This is a genomic window from Leifsonia xyli (assembly GCA_001647635.1).
GTDB classification, from domain to species: Bacteria; Actinomycetota; Actinomycetes; order Actinomycetales; family Microbacteriaceae; genus Leifsonia; species Leifsonia xyli_A.
In genome coordinates, this window is the sequence record CP014761.1 from 3004427 (window position 1) to 3021790 (window position 17364).

Annotated in this window: 16 protein-coding genes, 1 tRNA gene and 1 other RNA gene; 12 read left to right on the forward strand and 6 right to left on the reverse strand. The window is 70.9% G+C overall.

Features of this window, described 5'->3' with window-relative positions; translation table 11 throughout:
• Window positions 1-3: 3 nt before the first annotated feature.
• The gene (locus tag A0130_14785) at window positions 4-1848 is read left to right on the forward strand and encodes an ATPase (protein ID ANF33473.1); all 1845 of its coding nucleotides are present in this window, start codon (window positions 4-6) and stop codon (window positions 1846-1848) included.
• On the opposite strand, the gene A0130_14790 is transcribed toward A0130_14785, so the two are convergent.
• From A0130_14790 to A0130_14805, 4 genes are all read right to left on the reverse strand, one after another.
• A complete protein-coding gene (locus A0130_14790) occupies window positions 1845-2669 on the reverse strand; it encodes a hypothetical protein (GenBank protein ANF32759.1) in 825 nt (274 codons plus the stop codon). The genes A0130_14785 and A0130_14790 overlap by 4 nt on opposite strands.
• A gap of 10 nt (window positions 2670-2679) precedes the next feature.
• Window positions 2680-3201, reverse strand: a complete 522-nt coding sequence (locus A0130_14795) for a hypothetical protein (protein ANF33475.1) — start codon at window positions 3199-3201, stop codon at window positions 2680-2682.
• A 138-nt stretch (window positions 3202-3339) separates the two neighbouring features.
• Window positions 3340-3783, reverse strand: a complete 444-nt coding sequence (locus tag A0130_14800; protein ID ANF32760.1) for a hypothetical protein — start codon at window positions 3781-3783, stop codon at window positions 3340-3342.
• Between the two features lie 73 nt (window positions 3784-3856).
• On the reverse strand, window positions 3857-4279 hold the full coding sequence (locus tag A0130_14805) for a hypothetical protein (GenBank protein ANF32761.1): 423 nt from the start codon (window positions 4277-4279) through the stop codon (window positions 3857-3859).
• Between the two features lie 46 nt (window positions 4280-4325).
• On the opposite strand from A0130_14805, the gene A0130_14810 reads away from it, so the two are divergent.
• Together A0130_14810 and A0130_14815 are read left to right on the forward strand one after the other, a co-directional pair.
• Entirely contained in the window at window positions 4326-4649 is a 324-nt protein-coding gene (locus tag A0130_14810) for a hypothetical protein (GenBank protein ANF32762.1), read from the forward strand.
• Complete coding sequence (locus tag A0130_14815) at window positions 4646-5062, forward strand: hypothetical protein (GenBank protein ANF32763.1); 417 nt, start codon at window positions 4646-4648, stop codon at window positions 5060-5062. Before A0130_14810 ends, A0130_14815 begins: the two co-directional genes overlap by 4 nt.
• Window positions 5063-5133: 71 nt before the next feature.
• Here the strand turns inward: A0130_14815 and A0130_14820 are convergent, their stop codons facing one another.
• Window positions 5134-5331 (reverse strand): hypothetical protein, encoded by a 198-nt coding sequence (locus A0130_14820; GenBank protein ANF32764.1) that lies wholly within the window; start codon window positions 5329-5331, stop codon window positions 5134-5136.
• A gap of 39 nt (window positions 5332-5370) precedes the next feature.
• On the opposite strand from A0130_14820, the gene A0130_14825 reads away from it, so the two are divergent.
• The 5 genes from A0130_14825 to A0130_14845 all read left to right on the forward strand — a co-directional run bounded on the left by A0130_14825 (window position 5371) and on the right by A0130_14845 (window position 12270).
• Complete coding sequence (locus A0130_14825) at window positions 5371-7833, forward strand: hypothetical protein (GenBank protein ANF32765.1); 2463 nt, start codon at window positions 5371-5373, stop codon at window positions 7831-7833.
• Between the two features lie 82 nt (window positions 7834-7915).
• A complete protein-coding gene (locus A0130_14830; GenBank protein ID ANF32766.1) occupies window positions 7916-9253 on the forward strand; it encodes a hypothetical protein in 1338 nt (445 codons plus the stop codon).
• A 63-nt stretch (window positions 9254-9316) separates the two neighbouring features.
• Window positions 9317-9910: a hypothetical protein gene (locus A0130_14835; protein ID ANF32767.1), complete on the forward strand. Its 594-nt coding sequence runs from the start codon at window positions 9317-9319 to the stop codon at window positions 9908-9910.
• A complete protein-coding gene (locus A0130_14840) occupies window positions 9907-11517 on the forward strand; it encodes a hypothetical protein (protein ID ANF32768.1) in 1611 nt (536 codons plus the stop codon). Before A0130_14835 ends, A0130_14840 begins: the two co-directional genes overlap by 4 nt.
• Before the next feature lie 528 nt (window positions 11518-12045).
• Entirely contained in the window at window positions 12046-12270 is a 225-nt protein-coding gene (locus A0130_14845; protein ANF32769.1) for a hypothetical protein, read from the forward strand.
• A 28-nt stretch (window positions 12271-12298) separates the two neighbouring features.
• Here A0130_14845 and A0130_14850 read toward each other — a convergent pair.
• Window positions 12299-12386, reverse strand: a tRNA-Ser gene (locus A0130_14850).
• A 102-nt stretch (window positions 12387-12488) separates the two neighbouring features.
• On the opposite strand from A0130_14850, the gene ffs reads away from it, so the two are divergent.
• From ffs to A0130_14870, 4 genes are all read left to right on the forward strand, one after another.
• Window positions 12489-12585, forward strand: an RNA gene (gene ffs / locus A0130_14855) — signal recognition particle sRNA small type.
• Window positions 12586-12700: 115 nt separating this feature from the next.
• Window positions 12701-14026: an ATP synthase subunit alpha gene (locus A0130_14860; protein ANF32770.1), complete on the forward strand. Its 1326-nt coding sequence runs from the start codon at window positions 12701-12703 to the stop codon at window positions 14024-14026.
• A gap of 1 nt (window position 14027) precedes the next feature.
• Entirely contained in the window at window positions 14028-16163 is a 2136-nt protein-coding gene (locus A0130_14865) for a phosphate acetyltransferase (GenBank protein ID ANF32771.1), read from the forward strand.
• Window positions 16160-17362 carry an acetate kinase gene (locus tag A0130_14870; GenBank protein ID ANF32772.1) on the forward strand — a complete coding sequence of 401 codons (1203 nt, stop codon included), beginning with the start codon at window positions 16160-16162 and terminating at the stop codon, window positions 17360-17362. The genes A0130_14865 and A0130_14870 overlap by 4 nt, the downstream gene beginning before the upstream one ends.
• Window positions 17363-17364: the final 2 nt, after the last annotated feature.

A 17364-nucleotide genomic window follows, 5' to 3' on the forward strand; every position in this document is an offset into this window, starting at 1 on the left:
GGCATGAGCGACGGGGACGCGCTGGCGAAGGCGCAGGCCGAGGCCCAGGCGGCCGCGGAGGAGGCGGAGCGGCTGCAGGCCGAGGCGGCGGAGGCCGTGCGCAAGGCGCAGGAAGCGTCCGCGGCGGCGGAGGCGCGGGCGACGTCGCTGCGGGAGGCAGCGGCTGCGGCCGCAGCTGCAGCGCCGTCCGCAGAACCGCCCGCGGAGGCACCCGCCGGTCCGCTCGACGCCGCGGAGGTGGAGGCGGTCCGCGCCGGCTACGCCTTCGACACGGCCGTCCTCGAACTCGGCGCCCTCGTGAACGGCGCCCCGCAGCCCGCGGTGCCGGTCCGCATCCCGATCGCGATGACGAACCGGCACGGCCTGGTCGCCGGCGCGACCGGCACCGGCAAGACCAAGACCCTGCAGGTGCTCGCCGAGCAGCTGTCCGCGGCGGGCGTCCCCGTGTTCGCGGCCGACATCAAGGGCGACCTCTCGGGCATCGCGACGCCGGGCGAACCGAACGACAAGCTCCTGGAGCGCACCCGCGGCATCGGCCAGGACTGGACACCCCGGGCCGCGACCACCGAGTTCTTCTCTCTCGGCGGCATCGGCGCGGGCGTCCCGATCCGCGCGACCGTCGCGGGTTTCGGCCCGCTGCTGCTGTCCAAGGTGCTCGGCCTCAATGCCACGCAGGAGTCGAGCCTGGGCCTGGTCTTCCATTACGCCGAGCAGGCCGGGCTCCCGCTGCTCGACCTCGCCGATCTGCGCGCCGTGCTCACCTACCTGACGAGCGACGACGGCAAGGAGGAGCTGACCGGGCTCGGCGGCCTCTCCGCGGCGACCGTGGGCGTCATCCTGCGCGAGCTGATCGTGTTCGCCGACCAGGGCGCTGACGCGTTCTTCGGCGAGCCTGAGATCGACACGGCGGAGTTCCTCCGCCTCGCTCCCGACGGCACCGGTGTCGTCAGCCTGCTCGAGGTGCCGGGAGTGCAGGACAAGCCCGCGCTGTTCTCGACCTTCCTGATGTGGCTGCTCGCCGACCTCTTCAACGACCTGCCCGAGGTCGGAGACCTCGACAAGCCCAAGCTGGTGTTCTTCTTCGACGAGGCGCACCTGCTGTTCCGGGACGCGTCGAAGGACTTCCTGGCCTCGATCACCCAGACCGTGCGGCTCATCCGGTCGAAGGGCGTCGGCATCTTCTTCGTAACGCAGACGCCGAAGGATGTGCCGTCGGAGGTGCTCGCTCAGCTCGGCTCGCGCGTACAGCACCAGCTCCGGGCCTTCACCCCGGACGACGCCAAGGCGCTCAAGCAGACCGTGTCGACGTATCCGACGTCGGGCTACGACCTCGCCCAGGTGCTGCAGTCGCTCGGCACCGGCGAGGCCGTCGTGACGGTCATGAACGAGAAGGGCGCGCCGACGCCGGTCGCCTGGACGCGCCTCCGCGCCCCGCAGGGGTCGATGTCGCCCGCACCCGCCGCGCAGGTCCAGGCGACGATCGCCGCGTCGCCGCTTCAGGCGAAGTACGGAACCCCTCTCGACCGCGACTCGGCGCGCGAGATGCTCGGCCGCAAGCTGGATGCGGCGGCCGCCGCCGCGACCCGGGCCCAGGCCCAGGCCGACGCGGCGAAGGCCGCCGCCGAGGCGCAGAAGCAGGCCGACGCGCAGACGAAGGCCGACGCCAAGGCGCAGGCGGCGGCGCAGAAGGAGTACGAGCGCATCCTGCGCCAGACCGCGCCGCGGTCGACCTCGCGGCGCAGCTCATCTCAGAAGACCGTGCTGGAGCAGGTGCTCGGCTCGAAGGCCACCCGTGACATCCTGGGCAGCGTCGTCGAGGGGATCTTCGGCACCCGGCGGCGACGCTAGGGCGCCAGCAGCGCGCGGGCCCGGAGCGCGATCTCGCGCGCGATCGTGCCGTCGCCGCCGTCTTGCGCGGACCACATGCCGGACAGCGCGCCCCACGCGAGCGCCCAGGAGAGCACGCGCCGCGGCGGCATACCCGTCTCCGCCGCGATGATCCCGACCGCACGCTCCAGGCGTCCCGGCGCGAGGGCGACCGCCGCATCCGGGTTGCAGAGGATGTTCGCCACGTCGAACCCCGGGTCGCCGTGCAGCGGCTTCGGGTCGATCGCCAGCCAGCCGCGCTCGCCGAAGCGCAGCACGTTCCCGTGGTGCAGGTCGCCGTGCAGCACGACGTCGGCGACGGGATGGGCGAGCAGCGACTCCGTGGTGTCTGCGGCGGTGTCGAGCACTCCGTCGGGGTCCGCGCCGTCGCGGTTCAAAAGGTCCCGGAACCAGCGCCGGAGGTCGAACAGCCCCTCGGGCCGCGGCTCGCGCCCGGCCGCATGGAGCCGCAACCCGGTCCGGCAGAGGATGCGCGTCGCCTCGTCGTCGCCGTCAGGACCCGTCCGCGCCAGGCCCGCGAGCCCGTCGTTGTCGTCCGCACGCTCGAGGAGAACCGCATCCCCGTCCGCCGCGAGCACCCGAGCGGCGCCGTCGCCGTCCCACCAGCGGAGGACGGCGTTCCCGGCCCGCTCCTCGCCCGAGGTCGCCAGCTTGAGGAACGCGCGCTCGCCGCCGCGGCGCACCGGCTGCAGCACGCTCGACGCGGTCGCGAACGCCGGGCCGTCCGGTCTCACGCCAAGCGCCTTCCGGACCGCGGCCAGCGCGTCCTCCGGCACCCTCATCCGGCGGCCGTCAGGGACGCAGGCGCAGGCGCTCGAACCAGTACAGGAGGCGTGGCCACGTGCGCCGCAGCTGGTTGAGCGTCATCGGCTCGGCGGGACGCGTGACCGGCACATCGAGCTCTTCCGCCACCCGCTCCATGTCGCCCTGCGACCAGAACTGGCCCCGCATCCGGATCAGCAGGCGCCCCTGCGAGGACGCGACGAAGAGCTGGGGGAGGACGTCGAGCGTGCTGCCCTCGTACACCTGCACGAGGATCACCGCTCCCGCTTCGCCCGGCCCCACGTGGACCGTGCGCCCGAAGAACCCGCGTTCCCGCACGCCGTCCCGGCTGATGCTGATGGTCGTGTTCAGGAACGAGGCCACACCCACCACCGTCGCCCCGATGACGACGAGGTGCGCGAGCAGCACGTACGGCCAGCCCGGTCCCGGGATCGTGAGCCAGTAGACCACCGCGAACACCGGCGTCGTCAGCGCGAGCACCGCGATGATGCCGCGCAGGAACAGGTGCCGGTGCGGGCGCAGGACGGTCATGCGGGTCGACCCCGCATCCCGGTCCACGTCGGTCTGCTCACTCACCCGATGAGCTTGACTGATTCGCCCGAAGCCCGGTAGCGGCATTTTGGGGGACACCCGTTCAGGGGTACGTCCCCCCGTGGCCTCGGATCGCGGTCATCCCACGGCGCGGATCACGAGCTCCCGGATGCGCTCCTCGTCGGCCGGGGTGAGGTCCAGGACGGCGAACGCCGTGGGCCACATCGTCCCGTCGTCGAGGTGCGCGGGGTCGTTGAAACCGAGCGTGGAGTAACGGTATTTGAACTTGGAGGCCGGCTGGAAGAAGCAGAACGTCTTCCCGTCGAGGGCGTACGCGGGCATCCCGTACCAGAGCTTCGGCCACACGTCCGGCACGGCGTCGGTCACGATCTCGTGGACGCGCTCCGCCAGCCGGCGGTCGTGCTCCGGCAGCTCGGCGATCTTCTCCAGCAGGTCCCGGGTGTCATCCTCCCTGCTGGCCTTACCGCGGCGCTGGCGCTTCACCTCCGTCGAGCGCTCTTTCATGGCGGCGCGCTCCTCGTCGGTGAACGCGGGGGCTGTGGTCTCTGTCGTCTTCGTCATGCCCCGACGATAAGGCGGAAGGGCGGTGTACGGCTTCTCCGAAACTGCTCGGTCGGCGGATCGCCCGTCGCCGCTACGACGCTTCGGTCCTGACCCGCTCGCGGATCATCCGGATCGACGTGTTGAGCACGGACGCGACGAGCAGCACCAGGTAGATCGCCCAGAACGCGGCGTCACCGGCGTGCAGGTACCGAGTGAGCTCCCACGTCTCCTGCGTCGCCAGCAGCGCGCCGCCAGCCGAGACCGCGAACCACCCGGTTCCCGAGGCGCGGAACAGACGCGCCCGCGCCCCGACCGACGGATCGGCCGCGATGAGGCGGCGCGTCAGGAAGTACATCACCGGCGGGAGCAGCCACCAGTACCGCGAGGGCAGCGCCGTGTCCTCCTTCGCGATCGACGACTCGATGCGGTGCAGCTCCACCGAGCCCTGGAACAGGGGACCGGCGACGAGGAACCACGCCCCGATGAAACTCGCCCAGACGACCAACGCCTCCACGGACTCAGTCTAGACAGGTGACCCTAGAGTCACCTATCATGTCCGCATGAGCACCGACGACGTCATCCAGGCGATCGCGGATCCCACGCGCCGCCGGCTGCTCGACGCCCTCCGCGAGCAGGACGGGCAGCCCATCGCGGCCCTCACCGAGAAGGTCGCGCCACTCGGGCGCCACGTCGTGCTCAAGCACATCCACGTGCTCGAAGCAGCCGACCTCGTCCTCACCCGCAAGGTGGGGCGGCAGCGGCTGTGCTATCTCAACGCGGTGCCCATCGTGCAGCTCGCCGAACGCTGGATCGACGACTTCGGCGCCCGCACGGCGTCCGGGCTCACCGCACTGAAGAGGGATCTGGAAGGACAGAGACCATGACCGAGGACCGCGTCTACCGCGTCCGCATCGACGCCACGCCCGAGGCGGCGTGGGCGGCGATCACCGACCCCGCCCGCACCGTCGCCTGGTACTACGGTTCGGAGGTGCGCACGACCTGGACGGTCGGCGAGCCCCTGGAGTACTACGCCGGCGACGAGCTGCAGATCACGGGCACCTTGCTCGCCTACGACCCGCCCCGGTCGTACAGCCACGAGTTCATCGCCGCCTGGTCGGGCGAACGCGAGGAGCAGGGCACACTCACCTGGACCGTCGAGCCCGACGGTGACGGATGCGTCGTGACGCTCGTTCATGCGGGAGGCCATGGGCAGGAGACCGTGGACGGCTCCCGCTACATCGTCGACGCGCTGAAGGCCTACCTGGAGGGGGCGGTGATGCCACGGCCCGCGGGGTGAGCGTCGCGGCCCGCGGTCCGCCGGGTCTGGCGCGCCCCGGGGTGCACGGACGATACTGCCCGCATGCTGGGTCACACCGTCCGCCGGGGTCTCGCCGGGCTCGCCGCGCTGACGACCGCCGTGCTCCTGGCCGTGGGGGCGACCGCCGCCCCCGCTTCCGCGACGTTCGCCACCCAATGCAGCGCGCCCACGCGCACGCTGGACGCCTCCGCCTCCTCGGTCAGCATCGCGCCGGGGGAGACGGTGCTGCTCGCGTCCGGGACGTTCACCGGCGGCGTGGATGCGCTGCCCCGGGCGCGACGCTCTGCGTGGCCTCGGGTGCGAACCTCCAGCCGGCGTACCTCAACAACGGCGCGGGCGCAGTGGTGGTCGCGGAGGGCGGGACGGCGACGTTCCCCTTCATCTCCGTCGGCACCGGGTTCTCGCTCGGGGCGGAGGGCGCCGTGACCTTCGCGGGGCTGAACGTGAACGGAGCGGGCCGCTTCGACGTCCCGACCGGCGGCTCGCTGACCGTGTCCAACACGTTCTCGCCGTCGGCGGGCGTCTTCAATGTCGACGGCAGCATGACCGTCGCCGGCAGCCTCAACCTGAACACCGGCGCGTCCATCGAGAACGCCGGCCGGTTGACCGTGAACGGTGACGCCATCCTGAACGGCCGCTTCGACAACACCGGCCAGGTGCAGATCGCCGGCATCCTCGCCCTGAACGGCAGTGCCGTCTTCGCGAACGCCTGCCGTGTGGAGGCCACGGGCGCGCTCACGAACGACGCGGCGGGATCCACGAACGCGGGCATCGTGGTGGCGGGCGGAACGTTCCGGAACAACGGCACCTGGCGGCAGTCGGTGGAGGGGCTGCTTGCGTCGACGGGGCTGACCGACGACGGCACCGTCAGCGGGTTCGGCGGCTACCAGTTCGCCGGGCCCACCAGTGTGCAGGGCCGATTCACGGGCGACTCGGCCGGCAACCCCATCCAGGTGCAGACGCAGGCTCCGGCCGGCAGCATCTTCGACGTCCAGACGGGCACGATCACGAACGTGATCCGTGTGCTCGCCTCCCGGTCCACGGCGCCGGATGCCCCGCTCTCGGGATGCAGCTCCAACGTCCTGCCGTTCGCCGACCTGGCCGTGTCGAAGGTCGGCCCGGCGACGGTTCTCCCGAACGGCGATGTCGGCTACACCATCACCGTGACGAATCACGGACCGGACGACGCGACCGGCGTGGTGGTGCGGGACGTCCTCCCGCCCGAGGCGACGGGGGTCGTGGATGCCGCCGGCGGCACGGTCGCGGGCGGCGCCATCACCTGGACGGTCGGCACCCTCGCGGTCGGAGCGTCCGTATCCTTCGACATCACCATCTCGCAGGCCTCTCCTGTGGGCACCGTGTTGCGGGACGCTGCGGACGCCGTCACGGACACCGCCGACCCGAACCCCTCGAACAACGACGGCACGAGCGCGGACAGCCAGGCGGACACGGAGGTCGTCAACACGACCCCGGCCGCCAACAACCCGCCCGTCGCCGACCCCCTCGTGCGGCCGGGCTTCACCGACGAGCTGCTGTTCGGACGCGTGACCGCGACAGACCCGGACGCGGGGCAGGAGCTGACGTTCACGATCACCACGCCGCCCGCCCACGGCCGGGCCGTGATGGTCGCCGGCGGCGGATTCGCCTACCGCTCCGACGCCGACTTCACCGGAGACGACGCGTTCACCTACACGGTGTGCGACGATGGCGACCCGGTGCTGTGCGACTCGGCGGTCGTGTCCCTCCCGATCAGCCCGACGGCGGTGGACGACAGCGCGGTGACGGGCGAGGGGACGCCCGTGAGCATCCCGGTGACCGCCAACGACTCGCTCGGGTCGACTCTGCAGGCCGCGCTGGCGTCCGCGCCGTCGAACGGGACCGCCGTGGTGGATGCCGCGACCGGCTCGATCACGTACACGCCCGCGGCCGGTTTCCTCGGGCAGGACACCTTCCGCTACGTGACCTGCTCGCCGACGAACGCGACGCTCTGCGCGACCGCCACGGTCACCGTCGACGTGCGTCCGCTCAACCACCCGCCGGTCGTCGCCGCGCTGCACCTCGTCACGACCGTGGGCGTCCCCGTGACCGGCCCGATCGGCGCGAGCGACCCCGACCCCGGCCAGACGCTGACCTTCGCCCGGGGCATCCCGCCGCGCACGGGGACCGCATCCGTCGCCGGTGCCCGGACCACCTACTCGCCGCGGCAGAGCTTCGCGGGCACCGACGCCTACTCCATCATCGCCTGCGACGACGGGGACCCGGTGCTGTGCGACACCGGCGACGTCACGGTCGACGTCTATCCGGTCGCGAACCCGGACACCGCCTCCACCACCGAGGGGACGCCGGTGAGCGTCCCCGTCACCGGCAACGACCTGGGTGCGGTCGCCGCGCCCACCGTCACGGCGGGCCCGACCCACGGCACCGTGCGCGTGGACGGGACGTCGGTCGTCTACACCCCGGACGCGGGATTCGTCGGCACGGACACCTTCGAGTACACCGTCTGCGCGGCCGCAGCTCCGACGCTCTGCGCGACGACGACGGTCACCGTCGATGTCGCCGCGTCGGCGGTCGTGCCGCCGGTCACTCCGGGCGGAGGGGGAGGGACGGACGCGACCGACGTCACCGGCGAAGCGGGCGACCTGCCCGACACGGGAACCTCGACTCCCGTCGGCGGGACGGCCGGGGCCGCGCTGCTGGCGGTGGCGCTAGGGTCGGGGCTGCTGCTGCGACGGCGGCGGACCGCGTCGTGACGCGCGTCGCTTCGTAGGTCAGCGAGAACCGGTCCGCTCTGCGCCCGGGCAGCCCCATCGGCGGCGATGGTAGGTTCCGCCTATGGAAGCTGGCCCGTCCGAGCAGGCGTCGTCCCTCCTCTTGGCCGCGCGTGCGTGGCTGGGCGAGCGCGTGCCGGGCGGTTGGTCCCGCCAGGACGGCGTCCATGTCGCCTCGGTGACGGGGATGGCGGCGGCGACGATGAACGGCGTGTGGTCTGCTCGTCCCGACGCGAATCGGTTCCCGCAGTGGCTGTCGTCGGTCCGGGATGCGGGTGTGCCGCACTGCGCGCAGTTCCCCTCCGGCTCGACGACCGGACGGAACGCCGTGGAAGCCGCTGGGCTGACCCGAGGAGAGGAAGCGCCCCTCATGTACGCCGGCGCGGGTACGGCGGCGGCCGTGGTCCCGGGCCTCGTCGTGCGGCGGCTTGCCACCGACGAGCTCGCGGTGCATGCCGAGGTCGCCGCGGCGGGCTTCGGCGCGCCGGCCGAACTGTTCGCCCCGCTGGTCGCGCTCGGCCTCGCGGAGCGCTCGGCCCTTCACTTCTACGTCGCCGAGGTCGGGGGAGAGCAGGTCGCGACCGGCCTCCGCCTGCACCTCGCGGATCACGTCGGCGTCTTCAACATCGCGACACCGCCCGAGCACCGGCGGAGAGGGTACGGAGCGGCGATCACGTCGCGGATCGTCGGCGACGCCCTGGCCGCAGGGGCGCGCGGGGCCTGGCTGCAGTCGAGCGCGGAGGGCCACTCCGTGTACGCGCGACTGGGATTCGTCGATGTCGGCGCGTCTGGGAGTGCTGGCTCAGTGAATGAAGGGGAGAGCGAGGTCGACCGGCGCGTGCCGGTGGGAACTCCGCTTCGTGCGTGGGAGTGGATCGTTCCCCCGTTCCTGCTCGTCGCGTACGCCGCCCTGGAAGCGGTCCTGGCGACCACAGCCGGGTCGCGGGTGCCCGAGGCGTTCGCGGTCGCCGCCATGTCGCTCCTGGTCGCGGCCGCCGTGGCGCTCTGGGTCGGCGGCTACCTCGCGTACCGCGATGTCGATGACCGGTCTGCAGAGCGCTACCTCGCCATCGAGGCGGGTGCCTTGTTCGTGACGGGTGTGCTCTTGTCGTTCGGTCGATTCGCGCTCGAGCTGCCGTTGCTCTTGGTGGCTGGGCACGTGCTCGCCAACCGGAGAAACCGTCCTGTGAGGCTCCTGCGGAGCGTGATGTCCATTCGCCGGTGGCGGCGCGTCGCGATCCTCGCTGCGATCGCCGGTGTCGTCTGTCTTCTGCTCGAACCGCTCGCGTTCGACCTCGCACTGACGCCCGTGATCGTCCTCGTCATGGTGGGCCGAATCCTGGCGCCCGTCGTGTTCGGCCTCGCTCTGGGCTTCCGCCGGGGCGCAGCCGGTCTCTTCTGATGAGCTGTGCGCGGGGGACCGGTTGACGATGGAACCTTCCCGCCCGATCGGACACTAGGGGATATGAACAACGTTGGATCGGACGAGGCGGACGCCTGGTCCCGGGCGCGAGACGGGGATCCTGACGCGTTCACGTCGCTGTTCGACAAGCATCGCGACCGCGTCTTCGGTCACGCGCTGCGACTGGTCCGTCAGCCGCACGACGCAGAGGACGTCACTGCCGTGGTCTTCCTGGAGGCCTGGCGGCGCCGCGACGCCGTCCGCGTCGTCGACGGCTCGATCATCGCGTGGCTGCTGGTCACCACGAACAACACCGTGCACAACCTCGAACGCGGTCGCCGCCGTCACCGCGCGGCCCTCGCCCGCATGTCCGAACCCGGCCATGAGCCCGACCACGCCGACGGCGTCGCCGACGACCTCGACAACAAGGAACGGGACCGACGCGTCCGGGATGCGTTCGCCAGCCTGTCGACCGCCGATCAGAACGTGATCACGCTCTGCGTGCTGGAGGAGCTTCCGCTCGCCGAAGCGGCACGTACCCTCGGCGTCCCCGTCGGGACGATCAAGTCCCGGCTCTCCCGCGCCAAGCGCCGCCTCGGCGATCTCACGCTCGCCTCCGAACCTGTCCAGCCCGCCTTCGAAGGAGGTGCAGAATGACCGCCACCGGGCCTGTCTTCGATCCGGCGCGCAGCGCCATCCTCCGCGACATCCTCCACGAGACCGTCGCCACAGCGCCGGCGCGACCGTCGCGCACCCGATTCGCTCTCCTCGGCGGTCTCGTCGCGGCGGCCGTCCTCCTCGCTGGGGGAACCGCCGCGCTGGCGCTCAGCGGCGCTCTGCACTTCGGGCCGTCGGAGCCCGCGCCCGCGCCGGCCCCGACACCGAGCATCACCCCCACGCCCGCCCCGACGTCAACGCCCACGTCCACACCGTCCAGTCGGCCGATCGCCGTCCAGACCACACCGATCCACCGGCATGACGTCAACGAACTGGGAGCGGCGCCGTGGTCGCTGGATCTCCCGGGTACGGGACGGTCCTGCGAGCAGCGCCACGTCTACGACATCGCCGACGGCCTCGCTCTTGTTCAGCTCGGGGCCCATGTCGTCGGCGACGGCAGCCCGGATTGCGACGATGACCTGCAGCACGTCTCCGTGTCTCTCGTCGACACTCGACACGGCACGGCCATCTGGACCCGCGAATGGAGCTGGCACGCTGCGCCGCTGTACGACGTCGGCGTCTTGGTCCTCGGCACGTCAGGACGGATCCTCGTCGTCGATCAAGCGCTGGGAGGCGGGCCGCATGACGTCATCGACCTCGCCACCGGTCGGACTCTGGCGGACTTCGCCGGCGAGAAAGCCGACATCCTGCTCAACGCGCAGGCCGTCCCGGGTGATTCGGGCGACATCGTCATGAGCACTCCCACGTCGATCGTCCGGGTCGACCCCCGCGATGCGCACAGTCCTCGGTGGTCGACGGACATCCCCGGCAAGTCCGCCTCGGTCTTCCCGATGGTGGGCGACACCGACTTCCTCCCTGTCAGCATCCTGTTGAACGGGCCCGGTCCCGACGGGGGTCCCTACGAGTCCGCGCGCATCGACCTGCAGACCGGACGGCTGGACCCTGCGCCGAGCGCCATTGCGCTCATCCAGACCGACTCCCATCCAGCGGCGATCTCCCAGTGGGCCGCGGGACAGCCCACCGAGCTTACCGGTCTCGATCGGTCGGGTCAGGCGACCTGGACTCGGCGGCTCCCACCGGGTTCCGATGTCCGGGCCGTCAGCACATCGACCGGTGTCCCCGGTACCGAGGTGAACCGTTCGGGCGCGTCCGACCTCATCGCCGTCGTATCCACATCCGACATGACCATTGTGGACTCCGCCTCCGGAGGGGAACTCTGGTCCGCATCCGTGGCACGATGCGGGATGACGAACCGTGTCGCCGGGTCCTCTCCTCTCGTCAGCGTCTTCCTCGATCCCGAGCACGACACCCTGACGGTCGTCCACGACGGCACCGGCACCTGTACCTTCACAGCGTCGACGGGAGAACCTCGGCCGCTGCCGGATCTGCCGAGCGGGTCATCGGTTTTCTTCGGCCCCGACAATGCCTATGTGTTCCCGAACGAACCGAGTGGCGACCTCACGGCAGCCGACCGACAGACGGGGACCACACTGTGGACCTCGACGGCCAGAGATTCGAGCTCATGGTTCTTCGCAGGCGGCTATCTCGTGCGCTTGAACGGCGACCGATTGACAGCGGTAGGTTGACATGCTGGCGGAGAATGGGGGATTCGAACCCCCATCGGCCCATGCCACCTTGGAGACGGCCGGAAAAGCCCGAGATTCCGCGGTCTCTGGCTCGTTTGCAATCACAGAGATTTCGTGGCATACGGCTCCTTCGGGCGGCCTCGACGGACCCGCCATCAGTGACACTGATGCAGAGAAGATTCTTGGATCCTCACCGGCGAAGCAAGCAGAAGGACCCCGCGATTGCGGGGCGAGGCGGACGCTCCAACCCGCATATCCTGAGTGCTCAGACGTTTGGGGGGGAACGTGCAAGGACTCCGTAGGACTGCCGGGTTCTTCATCGGCTGCGCGTTCGCATCTATTCTTGCCGGGTGCTCCATCGGATCACAGATCGAGCACGAACGGCGGGCCAATCTCGATCATGCGGTTGCCCAGTTCGACCCTCGATCCATTGCGCCCCTGTCATGCGAAGTCCGCGGCGGCTCTATCGCCAATCAGCGCGGCTTCACGCGCCTGATCGTTTTCGACGGTGCAGGAGCATGGGACGCGGTGGCTGAGCGGTTCCAGTCGCTGGGGTACAGCGGCACGTCCACGCCGCCCTACCTCTCGATGGCCCGCAAGGACGGCATCCTCGCCTTTGGCCGGCTCATCACCGATCCCCAGAACCAACCGGACCTGGTCCCGACGCTCCAAAAACGCGGGTGCGCGATTCCTGCAGACGGTGCCGTGATGGTGCAATTCGAAGAACGCGCCGTGCCCGCCGAGGGCAACTGATCTCGGCGGCCTGGCGAAGGGACGGGACTGGCGGAGAATGGGGGATTCGAACCCCCGAGGGCTTGCACCCAACACGCTTTCCAAGCGTGCGCCATAGGCCACTAGGCGAATTCTCCTGGGGCTGCCTTCCGCTGTCGCGGCCGGCGGCTCACAATATCGTAGCCGATCGGCGGCGGGCCCGACGCACACGGCTCCCAGCCGCACCCGCTACACTGGTCTCCGGCTCCCCACGTGGCGCCATCCAGGCCAACTCCCCCAGGGCGGAAACGCAGCAAGGGTAACCGGGCTCTGGCGGGTGCGTGGGGGGTCTTTTTTCTTGTCCAGCCCGTGGTCACGGCCGCCGCGTATATTGAGCGCAGCAGGGCCGATCTTCTACGCTCTGTAGAATGATCGTGTCTTCCGTTGACCAGTGGATGGACGGGGTGCCGCAGTGACCGAGCAGCTGACCGAGCTGGCGACAGAGGCGTACGTCGTGGGGTTCCCGCTCGTGTTCGATCTGGAGCAGGTCGTGCGGTTCACCGAGGAGGGGGTCGGCGGCGTTCCGGCCACCCCGTTCAACGCGTTCGGGCACGCACGGAGGCTGGCGGGCCCGGAGGACACCTTCGTGTCCATCAACAACGACACCCTGTACTCCATCGCCCAGATCGACCTCTCGGTGGGTCCCCTCCGGCTGACCGTGCCGGAGGCGGGTGACCGCTATTACGTCCTCCAATTCGTCGACGCGTGGACGAACAACTTCGCGTACGTCGGCACGCGCGCGACCGGGGGAGGGGCGGGCGAGTTCCTGCTGCTCCCGCCGGACGAAGAAGTGCCGGATGGCAGCATCCCGGCCATCCGCTTCCCGACCCGCGTCGGCACCATCGTGGGCCGCTGGGCCGTGGCGGGCGAGGAGGACGTGCCGACCGTGCACGTCCTCCAAGACGGGCTGGCGCTCACCCAGGTGCGCGAGTCGCTCGCGCCGGCGCAGGGCGTCCCGGAGGTCGCGACCGGCAACGGCGAGGCGCTCGACTTCTTCGAGAAACTGCGGGTGTGGTCGCAGGCGTTCCCGCCCGCCGAGCGCGACCGTCCCGCCCTCGACTCCTACGCTCCCCTCGGACTGGTCAGCCCGTACACGGTTGCCGAGCAGCCGGACGGTGTGCGCGAGGCCCTGGAGAAGGGATACGCGCTGGGCAAGGAGGCGCTGGAGTCCGCGCTGCACACCTCCGTCGCGCTGATCGACCACTGGTCGGTCAACCTCCACGTCTTCGACTACAACCTCGACTTCTTCGAGCTCGGCGCGATCGACGCCCCGGAGTGGAAGCTGCTCGACCCGCGCACCCGCTACGCCCACCGCGCCGCCGCGGCCCTCGGCGGCCTGTGGGGGAACCATGCCTACGAGGCGGCCTACCTGATGACCTACGAGGATGCGGACGGCGAGCCCCTCTCGGGCGAGCACGTCTACCGCTTCCGGCTCGACCCGACCCCGCCGGTGGGCGCGTTCTGGTCGATCACCATGTACGACCTGCCGCACTACTACCTGGTCCGCAACCCCGTCGAGCGCTACTCGGTGGGGGACCGGACGCCGGGGCTCGTGTACGACGACGACGGAGGACTGACCATCACGATGAGCGCCGCCCGCCCGACCGATCCGACGGCCGCCGCCAATTGGCTGCCGACGCCCGCCGGAGGCTTCCGGCCGATCCTGCGGTTGTACCAACCGGGAGAGGACGTCCTCGACGGCACGTGGACGCCGCCCGCGATCGAGCGGATCGGCTGACGTGGCGCGCTCCATCTACATCACCTCCGCGGAGGGGCACACGGGAAAGTCGACCGTCGCCCTCGGAGTGCTCGAAGCGCTGCGGCACTCGGTCGGGCGCGTCGGCGTCTTCCGGCCGATCGCGCGGTCGACCGAGGAGCGGGACTACGTGCTCGAGCTCCTGCTGCAGCGAACCACCGCCGAGCTGACGTACGACGAGGCGCTGGGCGTCTCCTACGAGGACGTCCACACCGACGCGGACGAGGCGCTCGCCGTCATCGTCCAGCGCTTCCGGGCGGTGGAGGCGCGGTGCGACACGGTCGTCATCCTCGGCTCCGACTACACCGACGTCGGCAGCCCCACCGAGCTCGCCTACAACGCCCGCATCGCCGCGAACCTCGGCGCCCCCGTCCTGCTCGTGCTGGGCGGACGCATCGGCCAGGGCTTCGGCGAGCGCCTCGGCCAGGCCGACCCGCGCTCGCCCGAGGAGCTGCGCCAGCTGGCGGAGCTGGCCGTCGCCGAGCTGCGCGCCGAGCACGCCGGCCTGCTCGCCGTCGTCGCCAACCGGGCGGACGCCGAGAAGCTGGATGCGATCATCGCCGCCGTCGGCTCGGCCGTCGGCGCCGCTGCTGTGGCGGCGGGCACCAGCGACCGTCCGCCGGTGTGGGCGATCCCGGAGGACCCGTTCCTGGTCGCCCCGAGCATCCGCTCGATCATGGAGCAGACCGGTGCAACCCTGCTGGCGGGCGAGGAGGCTCTGCTCGCCCGGGAGGCGCTCGGCGTCGTGGTCGCGGGCATGTCGATGAACAACGTCCTCCCGCGGCTGGTCGATGGCGCCGTCGTGGTTGTGCCGGGCGATCGCACCGAGGTGCTGCTGGCGGTGCTGATGGCCAACGCGTCCGGCACATTCCCGTCGATCGCCGGCATCGTCCTGAACGGCGGCTTCGACCTCCCGGAGCCGATCGAGCGCCTGCTCGCCGGCCTCCGGTCGCCGCTGCCCATCGTGCGCACCGGCCTCGACACGTACGAGACGGTCGTCCGCATCACGCACGCCCGCGGCCGGCTCGCCGCCGACTCGCAGCGCAAGTACGACACCGCCCTCGCCCTGTTCGAGCGGCACGTGGATGCGGGGGCCCTCCTCGCCCGTCTGGACGTCACCCGCCACGACGTCGTCACGCCGCTCATGTTCGAGTACGACCTCATCGAGCGGGCCCGGGCGGCGAAGAAGCACATCGTGCTGCCGGAGGGGGAGGACGACCGCATCCTGCGCGCCGCCCACACTCTGCTGGCGCGGGGTGTCGCCCGGCTGACGATCCTGGGTGAGCCGTTCGAGGTGCGCTCGCGGGCGATCGAGCTCGGCCTCGACCTGTCGCAGGCCGAGGTGCTCAGCCCGTTCGACGACGTGCTCCGTCTCCGGTTCGCGGACGAGTACGCGCGCCTGCGGGCGCACAAGGGCATCACGGTCGACCAGGCCGCCGACACGGTCACCGACGCCTCTTACTTCGGCACGATGATGGTGCACCTCGGGCTCGCCGACGGGATGGTGTCGGGTGCCGCGCACACGACGGCGCACACCATCCGGCCGGCCTTCGAGATCATCAAGACCACCCCGGGCGTCTCGGTCGTCTCCAGCGTGTTCCTGATGGCGCTCGCCGACCGCGTGCTGGTCTACGGGGACTGCGCCGTCATCCCGGACCCGACCTCCGAGCAGCTGGCCGACATCGCGATCTCGTCGGCGACGACGGCCGAGCAGTTCGGCATCCAGCCGCGGGTGGCGATGCTCTCGTACTCGACCGGCGACTCCGGTGCGGGGGAGGACGTGGAGAAGGTGCGCACCGCGACCGAGCTGGTCCGGGAGCGCGCGCCGCAACTCGCCGTGGCCGGCCCCATCCAGTACGACGCAGCGGCGGATGCGGCGGTCGGCGCGGCCAAGATGCCCGGGTCGGAGGTGGCCGGACGGGCGACGGTGTTCATCTTCCCCGACCTCAACACCGGCAACAACACGTACAAGGCGGTCCAGCGCAGCGCCGGCGCCGTCGCGATCGGACCGGTGCTGCAGGGCCTGCGCAAGCCGATCAACGACCTCTCGCGAGGCGCGACGGTCGACGACATCGTGAACACGGTGGCCATCACGGCGATCCAGGCGGCGCTGACATGAGCGCGGTCCTCGTCGTCAACAGCGGCTCGTCGTCGTTCAAGTACCAGCTGATCGACAGCGAGACGGAGCAGTCGCTCGCCTCGGGCCTCGTCGAGCGTATCGGCGAGCCGAATGGACGCATGACGCACCGCGGCCCGGACGGCACCACCGAGCGCGAGCTCGAGATCCCGGATCATACGGCCGGCTTCCGCGCGATGCTCGACGCCTTCGCGTCCGAGGGGCCGAGCCTCGACGACAACCCGCTCGACGCGGTCGGCCACCGGGTCGTGCACGGTGGGAAGCGGTTCTTCGAGCCGACGATCGTGACCCCGTTGGTCGAGATCAACATCGAGGACCTCTCCGACCTCGCGCCGCTGCACAACCCGGCCAACCTGCAGGGCATCCGCGCGGCGAAGAAGGCGTTCCCCGATGTGCCGCACGTCGCAGTCTTCGACACCGCCTTCCACCAGACGCTGCAGCCGTCGGCGTACACCTACGCGATCGACGCCGACCTCGCCGAACGGCACCGCGTGCGCCGCTACGGGTTCCACGGCACCTCGCACAAGTACGTGTCGGAGACGGCGGCGGCCTTCCTCGGCCGACCGCTCGGCGAGCTGAAGCAGATCGTGCTGCATCTCGGCAACGGCGCGTCCGCGTGCGCGATCGACGGCGGCCGGTCCGTCGAGACGTCGATGGGGATGACGCCCCTGGAGGGCCTGGTGATGGGAACCCGGTCGGGCGACCTCGACCCGGCGGTCCTCATCCATCTCTCCCGGCGCGCGAACCTGTCGACCGACGACCTCGACGAGCTGCTCAACCGGCGCAGCGGCCTGCTCGGGCTCTCCGGCCGCGGGGACATGCGGGACGTGCGCCAGGCCGCGAACGGCGGCGACGAGCAGGCGCGGCTCGCCCTCGACGTGACGGTGCACCGGCTGAAGCACTACCTCGGTGCGTACACCGCCCTCCTCGGCGGGCTCGACGTGCTCACCTTCACCGCGGGGGTCGGCGAGAACGACGCGGCGCTGCGGGCGGAGGTGCTCGCCGGTCTGGAAGTGCTCGGCATCCGCCTCGACCCGGAGCGCAACGCGGCGCCGTCGCGCGAGGCCCGGGTGATCTCGGCCGACGACTCCGCCGTGACGGTGCTCGTCGTCCCGACCGACGAGGAGCTGGAGATCTCGCGGCAGTCGCTGCAGGCTGTCCGGGAGACCACCGGGGGCTGACG